Origin of the sequence: Promicromonospora citrea (assembly GCF_013004695.1) — a bacterium.
GTDB classification, from domain to species: Bacteria; Actinomycetota; Actinomycetes; order Actinomycetales; family Cellulomonadaceae; genus Promicromonospora; species Promicromonospora citrea.
In genome coordinates, this window is record NZ_JABEMG010000006.1 from 45,877 (window position 1) to 68,090 (window position 22,214).

Below are 22,214 nucleotides of genomic sequence, written 5' to 3' on the forward strand. Positions count from 1 at the left end.
CCGGGGCACGCGACGACCGATGGCAGGATGTCCGCATGAGTGAAGTCGTCGTCGTGCGCGGGCGGTTGGTTCAGGCATCGGCTCTGGTGGACGACGGCGTCGTCGTCGTGTCGGGCGACCGGGTCGTCTTCGCGGGGGCAGCGCAGGACGCCGCGGACGCGGGCTTCGGGGCCGACGTCGCGCGCACGCCCGCCGCGCCGGACGCGTACGTGCTGCCCGGGCTCGTCGACCTCCACAACCACGGCGGCGGGGGCGCCTCGTTCCCCGACGCCACCACGCCCGAGGCGGCACTTCCCGGCGTGCTGGAGCACCGCCGCCACGGCACGACGGCGCTGCTCGCGTCGCTGGTCACCGCACAGCCCGCCGTGCTGCTGGAGCGCGCGGCCGTGCTCGCCGACCTCGCGGACGCGGGCGAGATCGAGGGCCTGCACGCGGAGGGCCCGTTCCTCTCGCACCGCCGCCGCGGCGCCCACAACCCCGCTGACCTGCAAGAAGGCAGTGTGGAGCTGGTCAAGGAGCTGGCCGCGGCGGCGCGGGGATGGCTGCGTACCATGACCGTCGCGCCGGAGGTCCCCGGCGTCACCGGCGCGGGCGGCGTGGCGCAGGCGCTGGTCGAGCTCGGCGTGCTGCCCTCCCTCGGGCACACCGACGGCAGCACCGAGCAGGCAGAGGAGCTGATCGCGCAGGTCACGCAGGCCCTGGCCGCGTCGGGCGGCACGGCGTCGGGCGGCACGGCGGGGCGGATGACGGCGACGCACCTGTTCAACGGGATGCGTCCCTTGCACCACCGGGCGCCCGGACCGATCGCGGCCTGCCTCGCGGCCGCCGCACGGGGCGACCTGGTGGTCGAGCTCATCGGCGACGGCGTGCACCTCGACCCGGCGACCGTGCGTACCGTGTTCGAGACGGTCGGCGCCGACAACGTCGCCCTCGTGACCGACGCGATGGCCGCGGCGGGCGTCGCCGACGGCCGCTACGAGCTGGGGCCGATGTCGGTCTCCGTCCGCGCAGGGGTGGCCCGCATCGTTCCCGACGACCCGTCGGCCCCCGCCGACGACGGCGCGATCGCGGGCGGCACCGCCCACCTCGTCGACGTCGTGCGGCACGCCGTGGCCGCCGGCGTCCCCCTGGTCGACGCCGTGCGCTCCGCGACCGCCGTCCCGGCCCGCGTGCTCGGCCTCACCGGGCAGGTCGGCGCGCTGGTCGACGGCGCCCGCGCGGACGTGCTCGTCACCGACACGGACCTTCGCCCGGTGCGCGTGCTGCGGCACGGGCTCGACGTGGCGGGGGTGGCCGCATGAGCGGTCCCGTGCTCCGGCCCGGCCAGACCGTCGTGCGCCGCGAGATCATGCGCGGCGAGCCGTGGATCGCCATCCCGCAGGTCTGCGTCCAGGACGACGGCGACCTGCTCGTCACCTACACGCCGGGCGGCACGCCGCTGGCCTATCCCGCCTCGGGGACGTTCCCGGTCGGCGAGCACCCCTGGAAGCTCGCCGGCTCCACCGCGTGGCGTGGCCACGGTCGCCTCGAGCTGCACTGGACCGGGGTGGAGCACTCGCTCTTCCTGTTCTGGTCCGGCCCCGAGCGCACCTTCCAGGGCTGGTACCTCAACCTCGAGGACGCGCCGCGGCGCACGGCCATCGGGTTCGACACCCTCGACCACGAGCTCGACGTCTGGTGGGCCGCCGACGCCGAGACCTACGAGTTCAAGGACGTCGTCGAGTTCGAGGAGACCGGCCCGGCCCGCTACCCCGGCCGGATGGACGCGATCCGCGCGGAGGGCGCACGGATCGCCCGCCTGCTCGACGCCGGCGACCTCTGGTGGGACAAGGCCTGGGCGGACTGGACTCCCGACCCCTCCTGGCGGCCCCGCGACGTGCCGCCCGGGTGGGAGAGCGTGCCGTACGAGGGCCGCTGAGGCCCACTTCACCCGGCGTTTCACAGCGCGCAATCTCCGCCTCGCCCGGATCACGCAATTCGGGTGGCACGCCGGGAACCGGGCGCTACGGTCGGAGCGTGCCCTCCACACCCTCCGGTCCCGCCCCCGGACCTGTCTGGCCCGTGACCACCGGCCGGCTCCGGCTGCGCCCCGTGACGGCCGCCGATGCCGAGGCCTTCCTCGCCTGGCGCTCGCGGGCCGACGTCGTGCGGTTCATGTACCAGCAGCCCTGGGACCGGGCCGCGGCCGAGCAGAAGCTGCGGGCTTGGGCGAGCGCGCCGTTCGCGGACGCGGGTGACGTGCTCGTGCTGGCCGTCGAGGTCGACGGCGTCGTCGTGGGCGAGACGATGCTCAAGCGCGCCCAGGGGCCGCGGCAGGCCGAGCTCGGTTACGCCGTGCGCCCGGACGCCGGGGGCAGGGGGCTGGCGACGGAGGCTGCTCGTGCGACGCTCGCGCTGGCGTTCGGCGTGTACGGCTTCCACCGCGTGTTCGCCCGCATCGACGAGGAGAACGCGGCGTCGATCCGCGTGGCGCAGCGGCTCGGGATGCGCCAGGAGGCGCGCCTGGTGGAGAGCGACCTGCGCGACGGGGTGTGGTCCACCGAGGTGGTCTACGCGATCCTCGACCGGGAGCACGCGAGAGCCGCGCACGTCGGCGCGGCGAACGCCTAGCGGGCCGCCGGCCCGGGCGCCGAGCTCGCGCGCTCGGTGAGCACCGGCGCGAGCAGGCGCGTCTCGGACGGCTGGTCGCCGCCGAGCCGCGCCATCACCATGTCGACCGCCACCTTGCCGATGTCCTCGGCCGGCAGGTCGATGCTCGTCATCGGGATGCGCTGGGCGAGCGCGACGTCGGTGGGGCACACGGCGACGACGGACACGTCGGTACCGGGCACCCGGCCGCGCTCGGCCAGCCGCGCGAGCACGTGGGGGAGGGCCGCCTCGTTGTGCACGATGACGCCGGTGGTGTCCGGGGCCGTGTCCAGCAGGGTGTCGACGGCCTGCACCGCGCCGGACGGCGTCGAGTCGCACGCCTCGACCGTGACGGCCGCGCCGGAGCCGGCGGCCTGGTCGCGCAGCCCGCGCATGAGCCGCTCGGCGTAGGACGTGTGCCGTCGCAGCACCTCGGGCGGTGACCCGATGAGGGCGAGGTCGGTGTGTCCGGTGCCGACGAGGTGCCGCACCGCGACCCTGCCCGCGGCCTCGAAGTCGAGGTCCACGCAGCTCAGGCCCTCCGGGTCCTGCGGCAGCCCGATGAGCACGGTGGGCTGCTTGGCGGCGGCGACCAGCGGGACGCGCGGGTCGTCGGCCTCGATGTCCATCATGACCAGCGCGTCCACCATGGAGCCGCTGGTGACGCGGTCCAGCCCGCTGACGTCGTCCTGGGTCAGGAGCAGCACGTCGTGCTCGAAGTCGCGGGCCCGGGTGACCACGCCCGCGACGAACTGCATGATGACGGGCACGTTCACGCCGACCCGCAGGGGCACCATGAGGGCGATGACGGCGGTGCGCGCCGACGCGAGCGCGCGGGCCCCGGCGTGCGGCCGGTAGCCGAGCTTCTCGATGGCCCGCTCCACCCGGGCGCGCGTCGGCGCGGAGATGGTCCGCTTGCCCGACAGCACGTAGGAGACGGTCGAGGCCGAGACCCCCGCGGCCTTGGCGACGTCGTCGATCGTTGTCATGGTGCTCCTCCTGTCAGGAGCAGTGTGCCTCATGTTGAGCAAGCGCTACGACACCGGGTCTCACGATCAGCCTGAGAATGCGGCTGGACACGAGGATTACCAACGGGCTAGCGTGTTGAACCGCTTCGACAACTGCCGTCGGGGACGAGAACCAAGGAGATGCGATGAAGCACCACGGGACAGCGGCCGTCACGGCGGCCGCCCTGGCCGGGGCACTTGCCCTGACCGGCTGCACGGGCCAGAGCGCCGGCGGTGGGGACACGGACGACAGCACGCTGACGATCTGGCACTACGAGAACGAGGACTCGGCGATGGGCAAGGCCTGGGCCAAGGCCATCGAGATCTTCGAGGAGGAGCACCCGGACGTCACGGTCGACGTCGAGAAGCAGACGTTCGAGCAGATCCAGAAGAACGCCAAGATCGTGCTGACGGGCGACGACGTGCCCGACGTCATGGAGTTCAACAAGGGCAACGCGACGGCGGGCCAGCTCGCCGCCCAGGGCCTGCTGGCGCCGCTCACGGACGCCGCGGAGGAGCGCGGCTGGGCCGAGAAGCTGCCCGGGTCGCTCGCGACGACGGCCCGGTACGACGAGCAGGGCCTCATGGGCTCCGGCGACTGGTACGGGGTTCCCAACTACGGCGAGTTCGTCGGCGTCTACTACAACAAGGACATGTTCGCCGACCTCGGTCTCGAGGTCCCCACGACGCTCGACGAGCTCGAGGACGTCCTGGCCGCCTTCAAGGCCGAGGGCGTGACGCCCCTGGCCGAGGCCGGCGCGGAGTACCCCCTGGGCCAGCTCTGGTACGAGCTCGTGCTCGCCCACGGCGACCGCGCCCTCGTGGACGACTACCAGCTCTTCGCGAACGACGTCGACTTCCACGACGACGCCATGACGCAGGCCACCGAGACGCTCGACGAGTGGATCGACAAGGGCTACATCGCCGCCGACTCGGCGGCGCTGACGGCGGAGGACATGGGGGTGTCGTTCATCGACGGCACCTACCCGATCATGGTCAGCGGCTCGTGGTGGTTCGGCCGCCTCGCCACCGAGATGCAGGCGGACTGGGGCCAGTTCAACTTCCCGGGCAACACGCTGCACACGGGCTCGTCCGGCAACCTCTGGGTCGTGCCGGCGAACGCCGACTCGCCGAGCCTCGCCGAGGAGTTCATCGACATCACGCTGCGTCCCGAGGTGCAGGACGTGCTCGCGGTCGAGGGCGGCCTGCCCGTGGCGGGCGACGCGTCGGCGATCGAGGACGAGCGCACGCGCGAGCTGACCGAGAACTTCCAGGCGATCCTCGACGAGGACGGCCTCGCGTACTACCCGGACTGGCCGGTGGCCGGCTACTACGACGTGCTGGTGAGCGAGCTGCAGTCCCTCGTCAACCGGTCCAAGACGCCGGACGAGGTGCTTGACGGGCTCCAGGGCTCGTACGAGGACGGCAAGGCCGACCTGCTCGATGGCTGACACCGTCCTGGCCGAGCGGCGCGCGCGGGCGGACGAGCGTCCGCGCGCGCCGCGCCGGGCGCGCCGCCGCCCGGAGTGGGTGGGCTACCTGCCCTACCTGCTGCCGGGGGCGGTCGCGTTCGGCGTGGTGATCGGCTACCCGCTGCTGACCAACGTGTACTTCAGCCTGTTCAAGTGGCGCGGCGGCATGGCGCCGCTGCGCTGGTACGGGCTGGGCAACTACGTCGACCTGCTGGGCGACGACAAGTTCTGGACGTCGTTCGGCAACTCGCTCGCGATGATCGTGGCGATGGTGCTCGTGCCCACCCTGCTCGGGCTCGTCCTGGCCGCCGTGCTGTTCGACTACCTCGGACGGCGCTTCGGCCCGCGCGTGGCGTCGGTGCTGCGGGCCACGTACTACCTGCCGCAGATCCTGCCCGTGGCGGTGGCGGGCGTGCTGTGGAACTGGATCCTGAACTCCCAGACCGGCGCCCTCAACGTGATCCTGCGCGGGCTCGGCGTGCAGACGCCGCCGAACTGGCTCGGCGACCCGGACACCGCGCTGCCCTCGGTGATGCTCGTGCTCATCTGGGTCCAGATGGGCTACCCGGTGGTCATCTTCATGGCGGCGCTGCAGCGCGTCGACCCCGAGCTGTACGAGGCGGCCGAGCTGGACGGCGCGGGCTGGTGGGACCGGTTCCGGGCGATCACGGTGCCGCAGATCCGCCCCGAGACGTTCGTCGTCACGCTGACCTGCACCGTCGCGGCGCTCAAGGTGTTCGGGCCGATCTACGTGCTGACGCGGGGCGGCCCGGAGAGCTCGACGCTCGTGCCCAGCTACTACTCGTACCTCAGCTTCTTCGACAAGTCCCAGGTCGGCTACGGGTCGGCCATCGCGACCGTGCTGACGCTCGTGATCGTCGTCGTGGCGCTGGTCATCCTCGGCCTGCAGAACCGGGCCGAGCGGCGTGAGAGGGAGGGGGTCTGAGATGACCGTCGCCGCAGATCTTCGATCCACCGGGATCGACTCCCGGTACCGCCGCGGGGCCGCCCGCTGGCTCGTGCTGGCCGCCGCCGTGCTGGTGGGCCTCGCCGTCCTGGCGCCGTTCGGCATCATGCTGCTCAACGCGTTCAAGTCGCCGCAGGACTACGCGGCGAACGGCCCGCTGTCCCTGCCGTCGGCGCTGTACCTCGACGGCGTGGTGGGCTTCTGGGAGCGCACCGACTTCCCCGTCAAGCTCTGGAACTCGGTCTTCATCTCGGCCCTCGTCGCGGTCGGCGGGGCGCTGCTGTCCCTGCTCAACGCGTACGCGATCGGCATCGGCCGCATCAAGGGGCGGCTGTGGATCGTCGCGCTGTTCCTGCTGGCGAACATGCTGCCGCAGGAGGCCTTGATCTACCCGCTGTTCACGATGGCGCAGGCGGTGGGCCTATCGAACTCGCAGTGGTCGGTGATCATCATCTTCACCGTCATCCAGTCGGCGTTCGGCACCTACCTGCTGTCCTCCGTGCTCGGCACCTTCCCGCCCGCGCTGCTGGAGGCCGCGGCGCTCGACGGCGCGAGCCGGTGGCGCATCCTCTGGCAGGTCGTGTTCCCGATCGTGCGGCCGACCCTCTCGGTGCTGATGATCTTCTTCTTCATCTGGACCTGGAACGAGTTCTTCATCCCGCTGGTCATGCTCACCAGCAACGACACCCAGACCATCCCCATCGCCCTGGCCTCCCTCCAGGGCGACCGCATGATGGACGCGCCGACGATCAACGCGGGCTCGCTCGTGTCGCTCGTGCCCGCCGTCCTGTTCTTCCTGATCTTCCAGCGCACCCTGACCCGGGGCGTGACCGCAGGGGCGGTCAAGTGACGGCGTCCCACCGAGAGGCAACGAGGTTCCACCCATGAAGTTCACCGACGGCTACTGGCACCTGCGGCCCGGGGTCGAGATGCTGCGGCCCCGCGACGTCGACGCGGTCGAGGCGGGCGACGGCACCCTGACCGTGTACGCGCCGACGGCGCCGATCACCAAGCGGGGTGACACCCTCAACCGCCCGCTCGTGACCGTCACGTTCGACGCCCCGGCCGACGACGTCATCGGCGTGCGCATCGAGCACCACCAGGGCCGCCGCGACCGGGGACCGCACTTCGCCGTCCACCGGCAGCCGGGTTCGGTCACGGTCACGACGCCGGCGGCGCCGGGCGAGGGCCCGGCCGAGCTCACGTCGGGTGGCCTGACCGCGCGGGTGTCGACCGACGGGCCGTGGCACGTCGACTTCGTGGCCGGCGGCCGGGTGCTCACCACCTCCTCCGAGCGGAGCATCGGGGTCGCCTCCACGCCGGAGGGCGACTTCGTGCACGAGCAGCTCGGGCTCGGCGTCGGCGAGCACGTGTACGGGCTGGGCGAACGGTTCGGGGCGTTCGTCAAGAACGGCCAGAGCGTCGACATCTGGAACGAGGACGGCGGCACCGCGAGCGAGCAGGCCTACAAGAACGTCCCGTTCTACCTCACCGACCGGGGCTACGGCGTGTTCGTCGCCCACCCCGAGCGGGTCTCGTTCGAGGTCGGGTCCGAGGTCGTCAGCCGCACGCAGTTCTCGGTGCCGGGCCAGGCGCTGCAGTACTACGTCATCCACGGGCCCACCCCGGCGGACATCCTGCGGCGGTACACCGCCCTGACGGGGCGGCCCGCCGTCGTCCCGGCCTGGTCGTACGGGCTGTGGCTGTCGACGTCGTTCACCACGAGCTACGACGAGGCCACCGTCACGAGCTTCATCGACGGCATGGCCGAGCGCGGCATCCCGCTGTCGGTGTTCCACTTCGACTGCTTCTGGATGCGGCAGTTCCACTGGTGCGACTTCGTGTGGGACCCGGCCACGTTCCCCGACCCCGAGGGCATGCTCGCCCGGCTCCACGAGCGCGGCCTCAAGGTGTGCGTGTGGATCAACCCGTACATCGCCCAGCGCTCGCACCTGTTCCGCGAGGGCATGGAGAAGGGCTACCTCGTCACCACGCCCGAGGGCGACGTCTGGCAGTGGGACCGGTGGCAGGCCGGCATGGGCCTGGTCGACTTCACCAACCCCGAGGCCACCGCGTGGTACCAGGACAAGCTGCGCGTGCTGCTCGACCAGGGCGTCGACTGCTTCAAGACGGACTTCGGCGAGCGCATCCCGACCGACGTCGTCTGGCACGACGGCTCCGACCCGCAGCGCATGCACAACGCCTACGCCGACCTGTACAACAAGGCGGTCTTCGAGCTGCTCGAGCAGGAGCGCGGGCAGGGGGAGGCGGTCGTCTTCGCGCGGTCCGCGACGGCCGGCACCCAGCAGTACCCGGTGCACTGGGGCGGCGACTGCGAGTCGACGTTCGTGGCCATGGCCGAGTCGCTGCGCGGCGGGCTGTCGCTGTCGCTGTCCGGGTTCGGGTACTGGAGCCACGACATCGGCGGGTTCGAGGGCACGCCCGACCCGGCCGTCTTCAAGCGGTGGACGGCGTTCGGCCTGCTCTCCTCGCACTCGCGCCTGCACGGCTCGGGCTCCTACCGCGTGCCGTGGGCGTTCGACGACGAGGCCGTCGACGTGACCCGCACCTTCACCCGGCTGAAGATGCGGCTCATGCCGTACCTGGGCGGGCTCGGCCAGGAGGCGGCGGGCCAGGGCACCCCGGTGATGCGGCCCATGGTGCTCCAGTTCCCGGGCGACCGGACGGCGGCAGCGGTCGACACGCAGTACATGCTCGGACCGTCGCTGCTGGTCGCGCCCGTCTTCGACGAGACGACCGCCGAGGTCTACGTGCCGGACGGCGAGTGGACCCGCCTCCCGGAGGTCGCGGCGGACGGGCTCGCCCCCACCGTCACCGGCCCGCGCTGGGTGACCGAGGAGCACGGCTTCGACACCCTGCCCGTCCTCGTCCGGCCGGGGACGGTCCTGCCCGTCGGTGATCGGGACGACCGGCCCGACTACGCATGGGCCGAGGGCGTGACGTTACGCTGCACCCGTCTGCCCGAAGGGTTCGACGAAGAGATCACGGTCCCCGGTGGCACCGGCGCCCCCGCGACGTTCCGCGTGCGGTGCGCCTCCGGCGTCGTCCGGGTGACCAGTGATGACGCCCCAGGTGAATGGGGCGTCGAGAGCGAAGGCAAGACCGTTCGGGCCACCGGCCCGGGAGAGGTGGCACTGTGAGTGCACGGAGTTTCCCCAGCGACTTCCTCTGGGGATCCGCGACCGCGTCGTACCAGATCGAGGGCGGTGCGACGGAGGGCGGGCGCGGCCCGTCCATCTGGGACACGTTCTCGCACACGCCCGGCAAGACGCTGAACGGCGACACGGGCGACGTCGCGGACGACCACTTCCACCGGTGGCAGGAGGACGTCGAGCACATCAAGAACCTGGGGCTGGGCGCCTACCGGTTCTCCATCGCGTGGCCGCGCGTGCAGCCGGGCGGGTCGGGCGAGTTCAACGCCGAGGGCATCCGGTTCTACTCGGACCTCGTCGACGCGCTCATCGCGGCCGGCGTGAAGCCCGTCGTCACGCTCTACCACTGGGACCTCCCGCAGGAGCTCGAGGACGCAGGCGGCTGGACCAACCGCGAGACGGCCTACGCGTTCGCGCGGTACGCGCGGCGGATGGCCGAGGAGCTCGGCGACCGCATCGACGTGTGGACCACCCTCAACGAGCCCTGGTGCTCGGCGTACCTGGGCTACGGGTCGGGCGTGCACGCGCCGGGCCGCACCGAGCCCCTCGCCGCTCTGCAGGCGGTGCACCACCTCAACCTCGCGCACGGCCTCGCCGTGCAGCAGATCCGCGAGGTGCTGGGCGACGCCGCGAAGACGTCGATCACGCTCAACCTGCACGTGTTCCGGCCGGACGACCCGTCGTCCGAGGCGGACCTCGGCGCCGTCCGCAAGGTCGACGCGCTCGCCAACCGCGCCTTCCTCGGCCCGGTGCTCGACGGCGCCTACCCCGAGGACCTGCTGCGGGACACCGCGTCGGTCACGGACTGGTCGTTCGTGCAGGACGGCGACCTCGAGATCACCCGCCAGCCGCTCGACGTGCTCGGCGTGAACTACTACTCGACCGCGCGCGTGCGGCACTGGACGGGCGAGGGCGAGCGGCAGCAGGCCGACGGCCACAAGGACTCCGCCGGCACCCCCTGGGTCGCGGCGGACGACGTCGAGTTCCTGCCCCAGCCCGGCCCGTACACCGCCATGGGTTGGAACATCGAGCCCGAGGGCCTCACGGACCTGCTGGTCTCGCTGCACGAGACCTACCCGGACCAGCCGCTCATGGTCACCGAGAACGGCGCGGCCTTCGCCGACACCGTGGTGGTCGAGGACGGCGTGGCGCGCGTGCACGACGTCGAGCGCGTCACCTACCTGCACGACCACGTCGAGGCGCTCGGCGTGGCCCGCGACCGCGGCGTCGACGTGCGCGGCTACTTCGCGTGGTCGCTGCTCGACAACTTCGAGTGGGCCTACGGCTACGACCGCCGGTTCGGCATCATCCGGGTCGACTACGACACGCTCGAGCGCACCTGGAAGGACTCGGCGCACTGGTACCGCCGGCTCGCCACGACGAACACCCTGCCGTCGGTGGACGACGTGACGCCCGCCTGACCCGCACCGGGCCCGGACGGCCGCCGCGCACACCCGTGCGCGGCGGCCGTCCGTCGTCACCCGCGCCGTCACCCACCGCGCGCGCCGGGCGTTAGGTTGTGCCCATGGACGGGGTCGTGGGCGGGTTCGAGGTGCTGGAGGGTCTGCTGGGGGACCTGCGGACGGCGTCGCGGGCACCCGCGCTGTCCGCCGCCGTCGGGCGCGGAGGAGCCGTGGCGTGGGCCGGGACCGCGGCGGACCCGGCGCTCGCGGACGCGCCCACGCCGGAGCACGCCTTCCGCATCGGCTCGATCACCAAGCCGATGGTGGCCGTCGCGGTGCTGCGGCTCGTCGAGGAGGGCAAGGCCGCGCTGCACGACCCGGTCGGCGCCCACCTGCCCGACGCCCCCGCGGCCGACGCCACGGTCGCGGAGCTGCTGAGCCACACGAGCGGGCTGCCCGCCGAACCCGCCGGGCCCTGGTGGGAGCGGGCCGGCGGCTCGACGTGGGAGCAGATCGTGTCCTCCCGCCTGCCCCGGCTCGCGGCCTCCGGCACCCGCTACCACTACTCGAACGTGGGCTACGCCGTGCTCGGTCGGCTCGTGGAGGTGGCGCGCGGCCGTGCCTGGCACGAGGTGCTGCGGGACGAGGTGTGGGCGCCGCTCGGCATGGCCTCGACCGGGCGCGTGCCCGTCGGTCCGCACGTGGCCGGCTACGCGGTGCACCCGCACGAGGACCTCGTGCACGCCGAGCCGGTGCCGGACTACCTCGCCCTGGGGCCCGCCGGCGAGGTGTGGTCCACGCCGTCGGACCTCGTGCGGTTCGGGACCTGGCTGGCCTGCCACGACACCCTGGGCGTCGCGGGGGAGGCCGTGCTGCCCCGTACGGCCCGGCAGCTCATGACCGCGCCCCGCGTGGTCGTGGACGAGCCCGGGGCCGCCTGGACGGGCACCTACGGTCTGGGGGTCCGCGTGCGCAACGACGTGCTGGGCCACGGCGCGCCGGTGCGCACGGCGGGTCACTCCGGGTCGGTGCCCGGCTTCACGTCCGACCTGCGGGTGGACCTCGCCACGGGGGACGCCGTCGCCGTGCTCGGGTCCAGCACGGGTGGCTTCGGTGACGGGACGGGGCTGCTGGCGGCGTGGCGGCGGTCGGCCGGCGCGGACTCGTCAGCGGGCGCTCCCGCGCGCGGGACGGGCTCCGGGCTCGCGGCCCGGCTCGTGGGGGACTGGTACTGGGGTCCTGTGGCCTACACGCTCGCCTGCGCACGGGGCGCCGCGGGCGAGCGGCTCGTCCTGGCGGGTGCGAACGGCGGCCGCGCGACGGAGTTCGTCCCGGCTGACGAGCCGGGCACCTGGGTGGGCGTGACAGCGGGCTACTGGCACGGTGAGACGCTCCGGCCCGTGGAGCGCGACGGGCGCGTCGTGGCCCTGGACGTCGGCACGTTCTGCTTCACGCGCACGCCGTACGCGCCGGAGGCGGAGATCCCCGGGGGGCACGACGCCACCGGGTGGCACGTTCTGTGACAAACCGCACGGTGTCGGATCGGCCGGCGCGACACGCCGACGGGCCGCGACACGCCGCGATCTGAATCTCTTCGCGGGGCCCTCCGACGGCCGCTCAGGTGCGGCTTCCCTGCCCTCCCGGCGGGGTGGCGGGAAGGGCTCCGGGAAGCGCGCGAGGCCGCCTCCCGTGCGGTGTCAGAGGGTCGTGGCAGCATGGTCCCAGGAGGCTCACGAGGCCCTCCCGGCCGCCCCGGCACGCTGTGGTGATCGGGGTCCGACCACAACATGTCGTAAGCGAGCGAGCGTCAGACACAAGGTGTAGTGTTTGGTCCAGCGGGAGACGCAGACCCGCGAACAAAGCACACCGGCGTAAGTTCACGGGTGTTCTTCGAGGTCAGAGGAGGCGGACATGAGCGTCACGGTCTACAGCAAGCCGGCCTGCGTGCAGTGCGACGCGACGTACCGGGCACTGGATCGCAAGGGTGTCGAGTACACGGTCGTCGACATCACGCAGGACGCCGAGGCGCTCGAGATGGTGCGCGGCCTCGGCTACCTCCAGGCTCCTGTCGTCGTGGCCGGTGACACCCACTGGTCGGGCTTTCGCCCCGACAAGATCAGCGCGGTCGCCGCGCTCCAGGCCGCCTCGGCCTGACCTGCACCACCGCGACGTCGGCAAGGGGGCGTGACGTGGGTTCTCTCGTCTACTTCTCCAGCGTGTCCGAGAACACGCACCGGTTCGTCCAGAAGCTCGCGCTCGACGAGCTCGGCATCCCGGTGCACCGGATACCCCTCCGCCCGGCCGACGGTTTCCTGCGCGTCGACGAGCCCTACGTCCTCATGGCCCCCACCTACGGTGGCGGCAACGAGGGCGGGGCCGTCCCGCGTCAGGTGAGGAAGTTCCTCAACGACGAACACAACCGGTCGCTCATCCGCGGCGTCATCGCCGCGGGGAACACCAACTTCGGGGCCGCGTACTGCATCACCGGAGACATCATCGCCGCGAAGTGTGATGTCCCGTACCTGTACGCCTTCGAGCTTCTGGGAACGGCGCAGGACGTCACGCGCGTCCGCAACGGATTGGGACGATTTTGGCAGCAACAACCACTGAGCCTCTCAGCCTGACCGGCGAGGGCGTGAGCGAGATCCCGCTCGAGTCACTCCAGCTCGACTACCACGCGCTCAACGCCATGCTGAACCTCTACGGCCCGGACGGGAAGATCCAGTTCGAGAAGGACCGTGAGGCCGCGCGCCAGTACTTCCTGCAGCACGTCAACCCGAACACGGTCGAGTTCGACTCGCTCGAGGAGAAGCTGGACCACCTCGTCGAGGCCGAGTACTACGACCCGACGGTGCTGGCCAAGTACTCGCGGTCGTTCGTCAAGGAGCTGTTCCAGCTCGCGTACTCGAAGAACTTCCGCTTCGAGACCTTCCTCGGCGCCTTCAAGTACTACACCTCGTACACGCTCAAGACGTTCGACGGCAAGAAGTACCTGGAGCGCTTCGAGGACCGCGTGAGCATGGTCGCGCTCGGCCTGGCCGACGGCGACGAGCAGATGGCGCGCGACATCGTCGAGGAGGTCGTCTCCGGGCGGTTCCAGCCGGCGACCCCCACGTTCCTCAACGTCGGCAAGGCGCAGCGCGGCGAGCCCGTGTCCTGCTTCCTGCTGCGCATCGAGGACAACATGGAGTCGATCGCGCGCGGCATCAACTCCGCGCTGCAGCTCTCCAAGCGCGGTGGCGGCGTCGCGCTGCTCCTGAGCAACATCCGCGAGCACGGCGCGCCGATCAAGCACATCGAGAACCAGTCGTCCGGTGTCATCCCCGTGATGAAGCTGCTCGAGGACTCCTTCTCCTACGCGAACCAGCTCGGTGCGCGACAGGGCGCCGGCGCGGTCTACCTGCACGCCCACCACCCCGACATCCTGCGGTTCCTCGACACGAAGCGTGAGAACGCCGACGAGAAGATCCGCATCAAGACGCTCTCGCTCGGCGTCGTCATCCCGGACATCACGTTCGAGCTGGCCAAGAAGAACGCCGAGATGCACCTGTTCAGCCCCTACGACGTCGAGCGTGTCTACGGCAAGCCGTTCGCGGACATCTCGGTGACGGAGAAGTACGACGAGCTCGTCGCCGACGACCGCATCCGCAAGACGACGATCAACGCCCGCGACTTCTTCCAGACGCTCGCGGAGCTGCAGTTCGAGTCCGGGTACCCGTACATCATGTTCGAGGACACGGTGAACAAGGCGAACCCGATCAAGGGCCGCATCACCCACTCGAACCTGTGCTCCGAGATCCTGCAGGTTTCGACGCCGTCGACGTTCAACGAGGACCTCTCCTACGAGACGGTCGGCCGGGACATCTCCTGCAACCTCGGCTCGCTGAACATCGCCAAGGCGATGGACTCGCCGGACTTCGGCCGCACGATCGACACCGCGATCCGCGCCCTGACCGCGGTGAGCGACCAGACGTCGATCGAGTCGGTCCCGTCGATCAAGCGGGCCAACGACCAGGGCCACGCCATCGGCCTCGGCCAGATGAACCTGCACGGCTACCTGGCTCGCGAGCACATCTACTACGGCTCCGACGAGGGCATCGACTTCACGAACATCTACTTCTACACCGTGGCCTACCACGCGATCGCGGCGTCGAACCGCCTGGCGATCGAGCGGAAGCAGAAGTTCGGCGGCTTCGAGGAGTCGAAGTACGCCACGGGCGAGTACTTCGACAAGTACACCGAGCAGGAGTGGACGCCGGCGACCGAGCGGGTCGCCCGCCTCTTCGCCGACGCCGGCGTGGCGATCCCGACGCAGGACGACTGGCGGGAGCTCAAGGCCTCGGTCATGGAGCACGGCCTGTACAACCAGAACCTGCAGGCGGTGCCGCCGACCGGGTCGATCAGCTACATCAACAACTCGACGTCGTCGATCCACCCGGTGCCCGCCAAGATCGAGATCCGCAAGGAGGGCAAGCTCGGTCGCGTGTACTACCCGGCGCCGTACATGACGAACGACAACCTGGAGTACTACCAGGACGCGTACGAGATCGGGTACGAGAAGATCATCGACACGTACGCCGCGGCCACGCAGCACGTGGACCAGGGCCTGTCGCTCACGCTCTTCTTCAAGGACACCGTCACCACGCGCGACGTGAACAAGGCGCAGATCTACGCGTGGCGCAAGGGGATCAAGACCCTCTACTACATCCGTCTGCGTCAGCTTGCTCTCGAGGGAACGTCCGTCGAGGACTGCGTCTCTTGCATGCTGTGAGCTTGAGATGAGTGCCGAAGCCCGCCAAAGAGACGGTTCAGTGGGGCGGATATACGGGATCCGGATTGAAGGATCGCGAGAGTACCGCTACATCGGGCTGACCACGAAGACCGTACGGGCTCGTTTCCAGAAGCATTTGCTGGTCGCGCGCTCTGGCAGGAAGACGCCGTTCTACGACTGGCTTCGGAAGCACGCACAGGAGGCGGAGGCCCTGGTCTTGGCCGACCACTTCCTCACGCTTTCGGAGCTGGGTCGTGCAGAGATCGACTACATCCGCTGGTTCAGGTCTGCGGGCCACGGCTTGCTCAACGTGGCCGAGGGTGGCTTGGGTCCGACGGGCGTGGTGTGGACGGAGGAGCAGCGGGAGGCCGCAAGACTCAGGTCGACAGGGCGCAAGGGCGTCAGCCGACCTGGCGCGCTGCATCCTTTCTTTGGGGGGCACCACACTGAGGAGCAGCGCGCCAAGTGGTCTGCGGAGCGGAAGGGAACGTTTGCTGGGGCTGCCAACCCGAACTATGGAAAGTTCGGTAAGGACCACCCGTCGTTCGGGCACCAGTGGTCGGTGGACTCTCGGAAGGCGCTCTCGGAGATGCGGAAGGGCGAGAAGAACCCCAACTACGGGAAGACCGCGAGTGCGGAGACGCGAGCCAACATGTCCGCCGTGCGAAAAGGTGTTCCCAGGCCGTCGAGCGCGCGGAGCGCGCACACTCGCTATCACACGAACACAGGACGTACGAGTCCCACATGCAGGTTCTGCATGGTGGACGACGAGTAACGGGCCGGCAACTAGGAAAAGGAACTGGCATGTCACCCACGGGCAAGCTCAAGCTCATCGATCGCGTGACGGCGATCAACTGGAACCGGCTCCAGGACGAGAAGGACCTCGAGGTCTGGGACCGCCTCGTCGGCAACTTCTGGCTGCCCGAGAAGGTGCCGGTGTCGAACGACATCCAGTCGTGGCACACGCTCAGCGAGCCCGAGAAGGTCATGACCACGCGTGTGTTCACCGGTCTGACGCTCCTGGACACGATCCAGGGCACGGTCGGCGCCGTGTCGCTCATCCCGGACGCGCTCACCCCGCACGAGGAGGCGGTGTACACCAACATCGCCTTCATGGAGAGCGTGCACGCCAAGAGCTACTCGTCGATCTTCTCGACCCTGCTGTCCACGCCGGAGATCGACGACGCGTTCGAGTGGTCCGAGAACAACGCGAACCTGCAGAAGAAGGCAGAGATCGTGCTCGACTACTACCGGGGCGACGACCCGCTCAAGCGCAAGGTCGCCTCGACCATGCTCGAGTCGTTCCTGTTCTACTCGGGCTTCTACGCGCCGATGTACTGGTCCTCGCGGGCCAAGCTCACGAACACGGCCGACCTCATCCGCCTCATCATCCGTGACGAGGCGGTGCACGGGTACTACATCGGCTACAAGTACCAGAAGGGCCTCGCGCTGGTGTCGCCTGCGGAGCAGGAGGAGCTCAAGGCCTACACGTTCGACCTGCTCTTCGAGCTGTACGAGAACGAGGTGGAGTACACCGACGCGCTGTACGGCGAGCTGGGGCTGACCGAGGATGTCAAGAGGTTCCTGCGGTACAACGCCAACAAGGCCCTGATGAACCTGGGCTACGAGGCGCTGTTCCCCAAGGAGGACACGGACGTCAACCCCGCGATCCTCGCGGCGCTCTCGCCGAACGCGGACGAGAACCACGACTTCTTCTCGGGGTCGGGCTCCTCGTACGTCATCGGCAAGGCCGTGGAGACCGAGGACGACGACTGGGACTTCTGACCACCCCGGCTTCCCCACCCCACCCCGCCGAGGTAGTCACGCAGCGAGGTAGTCACCCTGTCGAGGTGACTACCTCGCTGTTCGTCTACTTCGCCCGGTGACTACTTCGCCAGGTGACTACCTCGGCGGGGGCGTGCGTGGGCGGGGGTGCGCGCCTCCGAACCAGCGGTCCAGCTCGTCCAGGAGCGAGCTGATCAGCGGGCGCAGGTCATCGGCGATCTGCGCCTGGCTCTGACCGTCGCGGGTGCGGGTACCCGCCTCCTCGATCATGATCTGGTACACGCCGGCGAGGGCGATCCCCTGCAGGCGGGCGGTGCCCGGTGCCACCTGCCCCGACTCCGAGATCGCAGCAGCCATCGCGCGCGCCTGGTGAGCGAGGATCTCGAGCGTGAGACGCCGCACGGTCGGGCTCTGCGCCGCGAGGTGCGCGAGCTCGCCGCGCCAGACGTCGTCGGGCGTGGTGCGGATGCTGTCGACGTAGTCCAGCACGTAGTCACGGATCGCTGCTGCCGGGGTCAGAGCTTCTCCCCGGTCACGGATCAGCCGGCACAGGTGGTCCTCGATCTCGTCACCCCGGTCGGTGACGAGCCGTTCCTTGGTGCGGAAGTGGTTGTACACGGTCTGCTCGGCGACGTCCGCGGCGCGGGCGACCTCGCTCACCGCGACGTTCTCGAAGCCGCGCTCGCCGAACAGTCGCGCCGCGGTGTCGGCGATGTGCCGACGCGCGATCGCCCGTTTCCGTTCTCGACGTGGGGCCTCTGACATGGCCGCAGGCTACCAATGACTCCCCAATCTTGGGGTGTACCCTAAAATTGGAGCGCGGTCCAAGAAGCGTGGCCGTCGCCGCCGACCAGGGCGAGAGGAACACCCCATGGCTGAGAACCTCGTGGACGTGCACGCGCACTTCACCACGGACCACTACATCGAGACCGCGAAGGCGAGCGGGCACGCGCAGGCCGACGGCATGCCCGAGGCGTTCTGGCCGAGGTGGCGCGTCGACGATCAGCTACGCCTGATGGACAAGCTGGGCATCGGCCGGTCGATGCTGTCGATCTCCTCGCCGGGTGTGCACTTCGGCGACGACGCCGCAGCGCGGGAGCTGGCCCGTTCCGTCAACGAGGCGGGCGCCGCGGAGGTTGCCGCGCACCCCGACCGGTTCGGCCTCTTTGCCAGCCTGCCCCTGCCCGACGTCGAGGGCTCGCTCGCCGAGCTGGACCATGCCTTCGACACCCTGGGGGCCGACGGCGTCGTGCTCATGAGCAACAGTCAGGGCGTCTACTTCGGCGACGAGCGCATGGACCAGGTGCTCAGCGAGCTGAACCGGCGCGCCGCCGTCGTCTTCCTCCACCCCACCTCGGCTGCCTGCCACGAGGTGGTCGACCTCGGGTTCCCCCGGCCGATGATCGAGTTCCTCTTCGACACGGCGCGGACGGTGGTGGAGTACGTCCTGAGCGGCAGCGCCGAGCGGTATCCCGGCATCCGGGTGATCGTGCCGCACGGGGGAGGCGTCATCCCGTTGCTCGCGGACCGCGTGGAGATGTTCCGGACGCTGCTGCGCGGGGAGGGCGGTCGCACCGTCCAGGACCAGCTGCGCGCCTTCTACTTCGACCTGGCCGGCACGCCGAGCGCGCAGCAGATGGCCGTGCTCGAGGCGGTCGCCGATCGCGAGCACCTGCTGTACGGCAGCGACTACCCCTGGACCCCCGCCGACCTCGCGGGGCGGCTGCTGGGCGGTCTGGACCAGGTGGCCGGTGACGGGTGGCGGGGCCGGACGACCCGGAACGCGGAGCGGCTCCTCACCCGTGGCCGCAGCGCCGCCTGACAAGACTGCAGATTTCCTTACCCCCGCTCACCAGGTGGCACCATGGTGGGCCACCCCCGTGCGTTCGTAGCGTCGAGCAGTGCCCGCGCAACACGGCGCGGCACGGGGGGAACGGGCAAGGAATGTTCACAGGCACAGGTGGAGGAACCGACGCGGTCCGGCTGACGGCGGTCCGCAAGGTCTACGGCCGGCGCGGCAACGAGGTCGTCGCGCTCGACGACGTGACGACGGGGTTCGGGCGGGGCACGTTCACAGCCATCATGGGTCCGTCCGGCTCGGGCAAGAGCACTCTGCTGCAGTGCGCGGCGGGGCTCGACCAGCCGACGTCGGGCTCGGTGGTGCTCGAGGACAGCGAGCTGAGCACCATGACGGAGACCGAGCTGACGGAGCTGCGGCGCGACCGGGTGGGTTTCATCTTCCAGGCGTTCAACCTGCTCCCGGTGCTGACCGTCGAGCAGAACGTGACGCTGCCGCTCCGGCTCGCCGGCCGCAGCCCGGCCCGGGGTCGGGTCGCGAGCGTGCTCGAGCAGGTGGGCCTGGGTGAGCGGCGCAGGCACCGCCCGGCGGAGCTGTCCGGCGGACAGCAGCAGCGGGTCGCCATCGCGCGGGCGCTGATCACGGAGCCGGCCGTCATCTTCGCCGACGAGCCGACGGGCGCGCTGGACACGCGGACCGCGCGCGACGTGCTCGACCTGATGCGGGGTTCCGTGCGGCAGACCGGGCAGACGATCGTGATGGTGACGCACGACCCGGTCGCCGCCTCCTACGCCGACCGCGTGCTGTTCCTCGCCGACGGGCGCGTCGTGGGGGAGATGCAGTCGCCGACGGCGGACGCCGTGGCCGAGCGGATGACCCGCCTCGGCGCCTACTCGGACGAGGCACGCCGGGCACCGGCGGCGGGAGGGCAGCGCTGATGCTGCAGCTCGCACTCCGCACCCTGCGGTTCCGGACGGGCACGTTCGTGGCCGCCTTCATCGCCATGTTCTTCGCCGCCATCGTCCTGATGGCCTGCGGCGGACTGATCGAGACCGGCATCCGGGCGGCGGTCCCGCCGCAGCAGCTCGGTGCGGCCGACGTCGTCGTCGCCGGCGAGCAGACCTATCACGCACCCGGCGGCGACACGGACGAGCCGGCCGTCCTGCCCGAGCGGGTCCGCGTCGACGCGGGCCTCGAGACCGTGATCGCCGCGCTGCCCGGCGTGCAGGAGACCGACACCTATGTCTTCGAGGGCACCCCGCCGGCCGGGACCGTCGACGCGATCGGCGTCGTCGCCGAGCCGGGGACCGACGTCGCCGAGCTGCGCACGCGCATCGACGCCGAGCTGGACGCGACGACGTCGACCCTGGTGGGCGACGAGCGCGGGCGGGCGGAGCTGCGCGGAGCCACGGCCACCAGCGTGAACGTGGTCTCGCTCGCGGGCGTCTTCACCGCGTTCGCGCTGCTGGTGTCGATCTTCGGCGTGGCGTCGATGCTCGGCCTCTCGATCGCCCAGCGGAACAAGGAGCTGGCCCTGCTGCGCGCCATCGGGGCCACGCCCCGGCAGGTGCGCACGCTGATCTTCCGCGAGACCCTCGTGCTCTCGCTCGTCGCGACCGCCGCCGCCTATCTGCCCGGTCAGTTCCTGGGCGGGCTCGTGTTCGACCTGCTGGCCCAGCAGGGCATCGCGACGGCGGGCGTGGCCTTCCACCAGGGCTGGATACCGTCCGTGGCGGCCACGGTCGTGGCGGTCCTCGCCGCCCTCGGCGGTGCCCTGGGTGCCGGACGGCGGGCGGCGCGCACCAAGCCGAGCCAGGCGCTCTCCGAGGCGTCGCTCGACGGCCGGCTGATCAGCGGGTGGCGGTTCCTCGCCGGGCTGCTGTTCGTCGCGGCCGGGGTCGCGCTGACGATCGTCACCGTCACGGCGCTGAGCGGGCCGCTCGCCCCGGCGACCGCCGCGCCCGCGGTCATCGTGCTGACCATCGGGCTCGCGATGCTCGCGCCCGTCCTGGCGAAGGTCATGATCTTCGCCATCCAGTGGCCGGTGCGTGCCCTCGGCGGGCTCACCGGCGACCTCGCCGTGCTCAACGCCCGGGGCCGCACCAGCCGGCTGGCAGCCGTGCTCGGTCCCGTCATCCTGCTGACCGGTGTGTCGACCGGGATGCTGTACCTGCAGACCACCAACGACGCCGCGGACAAGCAGGCCTATGCCGCCGGCATCGTCGCCGACGCCGTGGTCACGGCGGACGGCGGGGTCGACCCGCGGCTGGTGGAGGAGATCGGCCGGCTGCCCGGCGTCGCTGGGGCGTCCGCGTACGTCAGCAGCGTCGGCTTCGTCGAGAGTCCGGACGACGTGTCACCGATGGGTGAGGGCTGGAACCTGCAGGGCGTCACGGCGCAGGGCGCCGGGGCGACGACGCCGGTGGACGTCACCGCCGGGGCGCTCACCGACCTGCAGGGTGCGACGGTAGCGATCGAGGACGCGCACGCCGGCCGGCTCGGCGTCGACGTGGGCGACACGATCACGCTCCGGATGGGGGACAGCACCCTCCTGGACGTGCGGGTGGCCGCGCTGTTCTCCGCCGCGGAGGACTACGACACGCTGCTGCTCCCGGCCGAGACCCTGGCGGACCACACCACCGCGGGCTTCCCGACCCGCGCCCTGGTCACCGCGCAGGACGGCACCGACCCCGAGCAGCTGGTGGCCACCCTGACTGACCTCGCCGCCACCCGGGACGGTCTGACCGTCGCCGACCGGGAGATCCTGTTCGACGAGTACGACGACCAGAAGAAGACCGCGTCCTACGCGATCTCCATCATGGTGCTCATGCTCGTCGGGTACTCGGCGATCACCACGATCAACACCCTGGTGTCCAGCACCTCGGCGCGGCAGCGGGAGTTCGGCCTGCAGCGGCTCGTGGGCTCGACTTGCCGCCAGGTGCTGCAGATGGTCGGTGTGGAGGCCGCGATCGTGGCCGTCACCGGCGTGGTCCTGGGCACCGTCGCGGCGCTCGGCATCCTGGTACCGCTCAGCGTCGACCGCCTGGGCTCCCTGATCCCCGCGGGACCGCCACTGGCCTACGTCGCGATCGTGGCCCTGGTCGTGCTGCTGACCCTGGGCGCCACGCTGCTCCCGGCGTGGCAGGCCACGCGCGGCCGCCCGGCCGAGGCCGCCGTCTCGATCGAGTAGCGCCCGGAGGGCCACTCGGA

Annotated in this window: 18 protein-coding genes; 16 read left to right on the plus strand and 2 right to left on the minus strand. The window is 70.8% G+C overall.

Features of this window, described 5'->3' with window-relative positions; all coding sequences use genetic code 11:
- Positions 1-35 precede the first annotated feature (35 nt).
- The 3 genes from HLB15_RS02505 to HLB15_RS02515 all read left to right on the plus strand — a co-directional run bounded on the left by HLB15_RS02505 (position 36) and on the right by HLB15_RS02515 (position 2,610).
- A complete protein-coding gene (locus HLB15_RS02505; protein WP_171103364.1) occupies positions 36-1,301 on the plus strand; it encodes an N-acetylglucosamine-6-phosphate deacetylase in 1,266 nt (421 codons plus the stop codon).
- A complete protein-coding gene (locus HLB15_RS02510) occupies positions 1,298-1,918 on the plus strand; it encodes a ribonuclease FAU-1 family protein (RefSeq protein WP_171103365.1) in 621 nt (206 codons plus the stop codon). Before HLB15_RS02505 ends, HLB15_RS02510 begins: the two co-directional genes overlap by 4 nt.
- Positions 1,919-2,016: 98 nt before the next feature.
- Positions 2,017-2,610, plus strand: a complete 594-nt coding sequence (locus HLB15_RS02515) for a GNAT family N-acetyltransferase (protein ID WP_171103366.1) — start codon at positions 2,017-2,019, stop codon at positions 2,608-2,610.
- Here HLB15_RS02515 and HLB15_RS02520 read toward each other — a convergent pair.
- Positions 2,607-3,617, minus strand: coding sequence for a LacI family DNA-binding transcriptional regulator (locus tag HLB15_RS02520; RefSeq protein ID WP_171103369.1), 1,011 nt, complete (start codon positions 3,615-3,617; stop codon positions 2,607-2,609). The two genes, HLB15_RS02515 and HLB15_RS02520, sit on opposite strands and share 4 nt — an antisense overlap.
- 164 nt (positions 3,618-3,781) lie before the next feature.
- Here HLB15_RS02520 and HLB15_RS02525 point away from each other — a divergent pair, with 164 nt between their 5' ends.
- The 10 genes from HLB15_RS02525 (at position 3,782) to nrdF (ending at position 17,206) form a co-directional block, all read left to right on the plus strand.
- Positions 3,782-5,086, plus strand: a complete 1,305-nt coding sequence (locus HLB15_RS02525) for an ABC transporter substrate-binding protein (protein WP_171103370.1) — start codon at positions 3,782-3,784, stop codon at positions 5,084-5,086.
- On the plus strand, positions 5,079-6,053 hold the full coding sequence (locus HLB15_RS02530) for a carbohydrate ABC transporter permease (RefSeq protein WP_229785399.1): 975 nt from the start codon (positions 5,079-5,081) through the stop codon (positions 6,051-6,053). Before HLB15_RS02525 ends, HLB15_RS02530 begins: the two co-directional genes overlap by 8 nt.
- A 1-nt stretch (position 6,054) precedes the next feature.
- A complete protein-coding gene (locus tag HLB15_RS02535) occupies positions 6,055-6,924 on the plus strand; it encodes a carbohydrate ABC transporter permease (protein ID WP_171103372.1) in 870 nt (289 codons plus the stop codon).
- A gap of 34 nt (positions 6,925-6,958) precedes the next feature.
- Positions 6,959-9,235 (plus strand): alpha-xylosidase, encoded by a 2,277-nt coding sequence (yicI, locus tag HLB15_RS02540; RefSeq protein WP_171103374.1) that lies wholly within the window; start codon positions 6,959-6,961, stop codon positions 9,233-9,235.
- Complete coding sequence (locus tag HLB15_RS02545; protein ID WP_171103376.1) at positions 9,232-10,668, plus strand: GH1 family beta-glucosidase; 1,437 nt, start codon at positions 9,232-9,234, stop codon at positions 10,666-10,668. The genes yicI and HLB15_RS02545 overlap by 4 nt, the downstream gene beginning before the upstream one ends.
- A gap of 104 nt (positions 10,669-10,772) precedes the next feature.
- Positions 10,773-12,173, plus strand: coding sequence for a serine hydrolase domain-containing protein (locus HLB15_RS02550; protein ID WP_171103377.1), 1,401 nt, complete (start codon positions 10,773-10,775; stop codon positions 12,171-12,173).
- 388 nt (positions 12,174-12,561) lie between these two features.
- On the plus strand, positions 12,562-12,804 hold the full coding sequence (gene nrdH / locus HLB15_RS02555) for a glutaredoxin-like protein NrdH (RefSeq protein WP_171103378.1): 243 nt from the start codon (positions 12,562-12,564) through the stop codon (positions 12,802-12,804).
- 35 nt (positions 12,805-12,839) lie between these two features.
- Complete coding sequence (nrdI, locus tag HLB15_RS02560) at positions 12,840-13,274, plus strand: class Ib ribonucleoside-diphosphate reductase assembly flavoprotein NrdI (protein WP_171103379.1); 435 nt, start codon at positions 12,840-12,842, stop codon at positions 13,272-13,274.
- Between the two features lie 11 nt (positions 13,275-13,285).
- A complete protein-coding gene (nrdE, locus tag HLB15_RS02565) occupies positions 13,286-15,421 on the plus strand; it encodes a class 1b ribonucleoside-diphosphate reductase subunit alpha (protein WP_268240998.1) in 2,136 nt (711 codons plus the stop codon).
- Between the two features lie 804 nt (positions 15,422-16,225).
- Complete coding sequence (gene nrdF / locus HLB15_RS02575; RefSeq protein WP_171103381.1) at positions 16,226-17,206, plus strand: class 1b ribonucleoside-diphosphate reductase subunit beta; 981 nt, start codon at positions 16,226-16,228, stop codon at positions 17,204-17,206.
- 117 nt (positions 17,207-17,323) lie between these two features.
- Here nrdF and HLB15_RS02580 read toward each other — a convergent pair whose 3' ends face one another.
- Positions 17,324-17,971, minus strand: coding sequence for a TetR/AcrR family transcriptional regulator (locus HLB15_RS02580; RefSeq protein WP_171103383.1), 648 nt, complete (start codon positions 17,969-17,971; stop codon positions 17,324-17,326).
- Between the two features lie 106 nt (positions 17,972-18,077).
- Here HLB15_RS02580 and HLB15_RS02585 point away from each other — a divergent pair, with 106 nt between their 5' ends.
- From HLB15_RS02585 to HLB15_RS02595, 3 genes are all read left to right on the plus strand, one after another.
- Positions 18,078-19,028 carry an amidohydrolase family protein gene (locus tag HLB15_RS02585; RefSeq protein WP_171103385.1) on the plus strand — a complete coding sequence of 317 codons (951 nt, stop codon included), beginning with the start codon at positions 18,078-18,080 and terminating at the stop codon, positions 19,026-19,028.
- A gap of 122 nt (positions 19,029-19,150) precedes the next feature.
- Entirely contained in the window at positions 19,151-19,942 is a 792-nt protein-coding gene (locus HLB15_RS02590; RefSeq protein ID WP_171103387.1) for an ABC transporter ATP-binding protein, read from the plus strand.
- Positions 19,942-22,194 (plus strand): FtsX-like permease family protein, encoded by a 2,253-nt coding sequence (locus HLB15_RS02595; protein WP_171103390.1) that lies wholly within the window; start codon positions 19,942-19,944, stop codon positions 22,192-22,194. The genes HLB15_RS02590 and HLB15_RS02595 overlap by 1 nt, the downstream gene beginning before the upstream one ends.
- Positions 22,195-22,214: the final 20 nt, after the last annotated feature.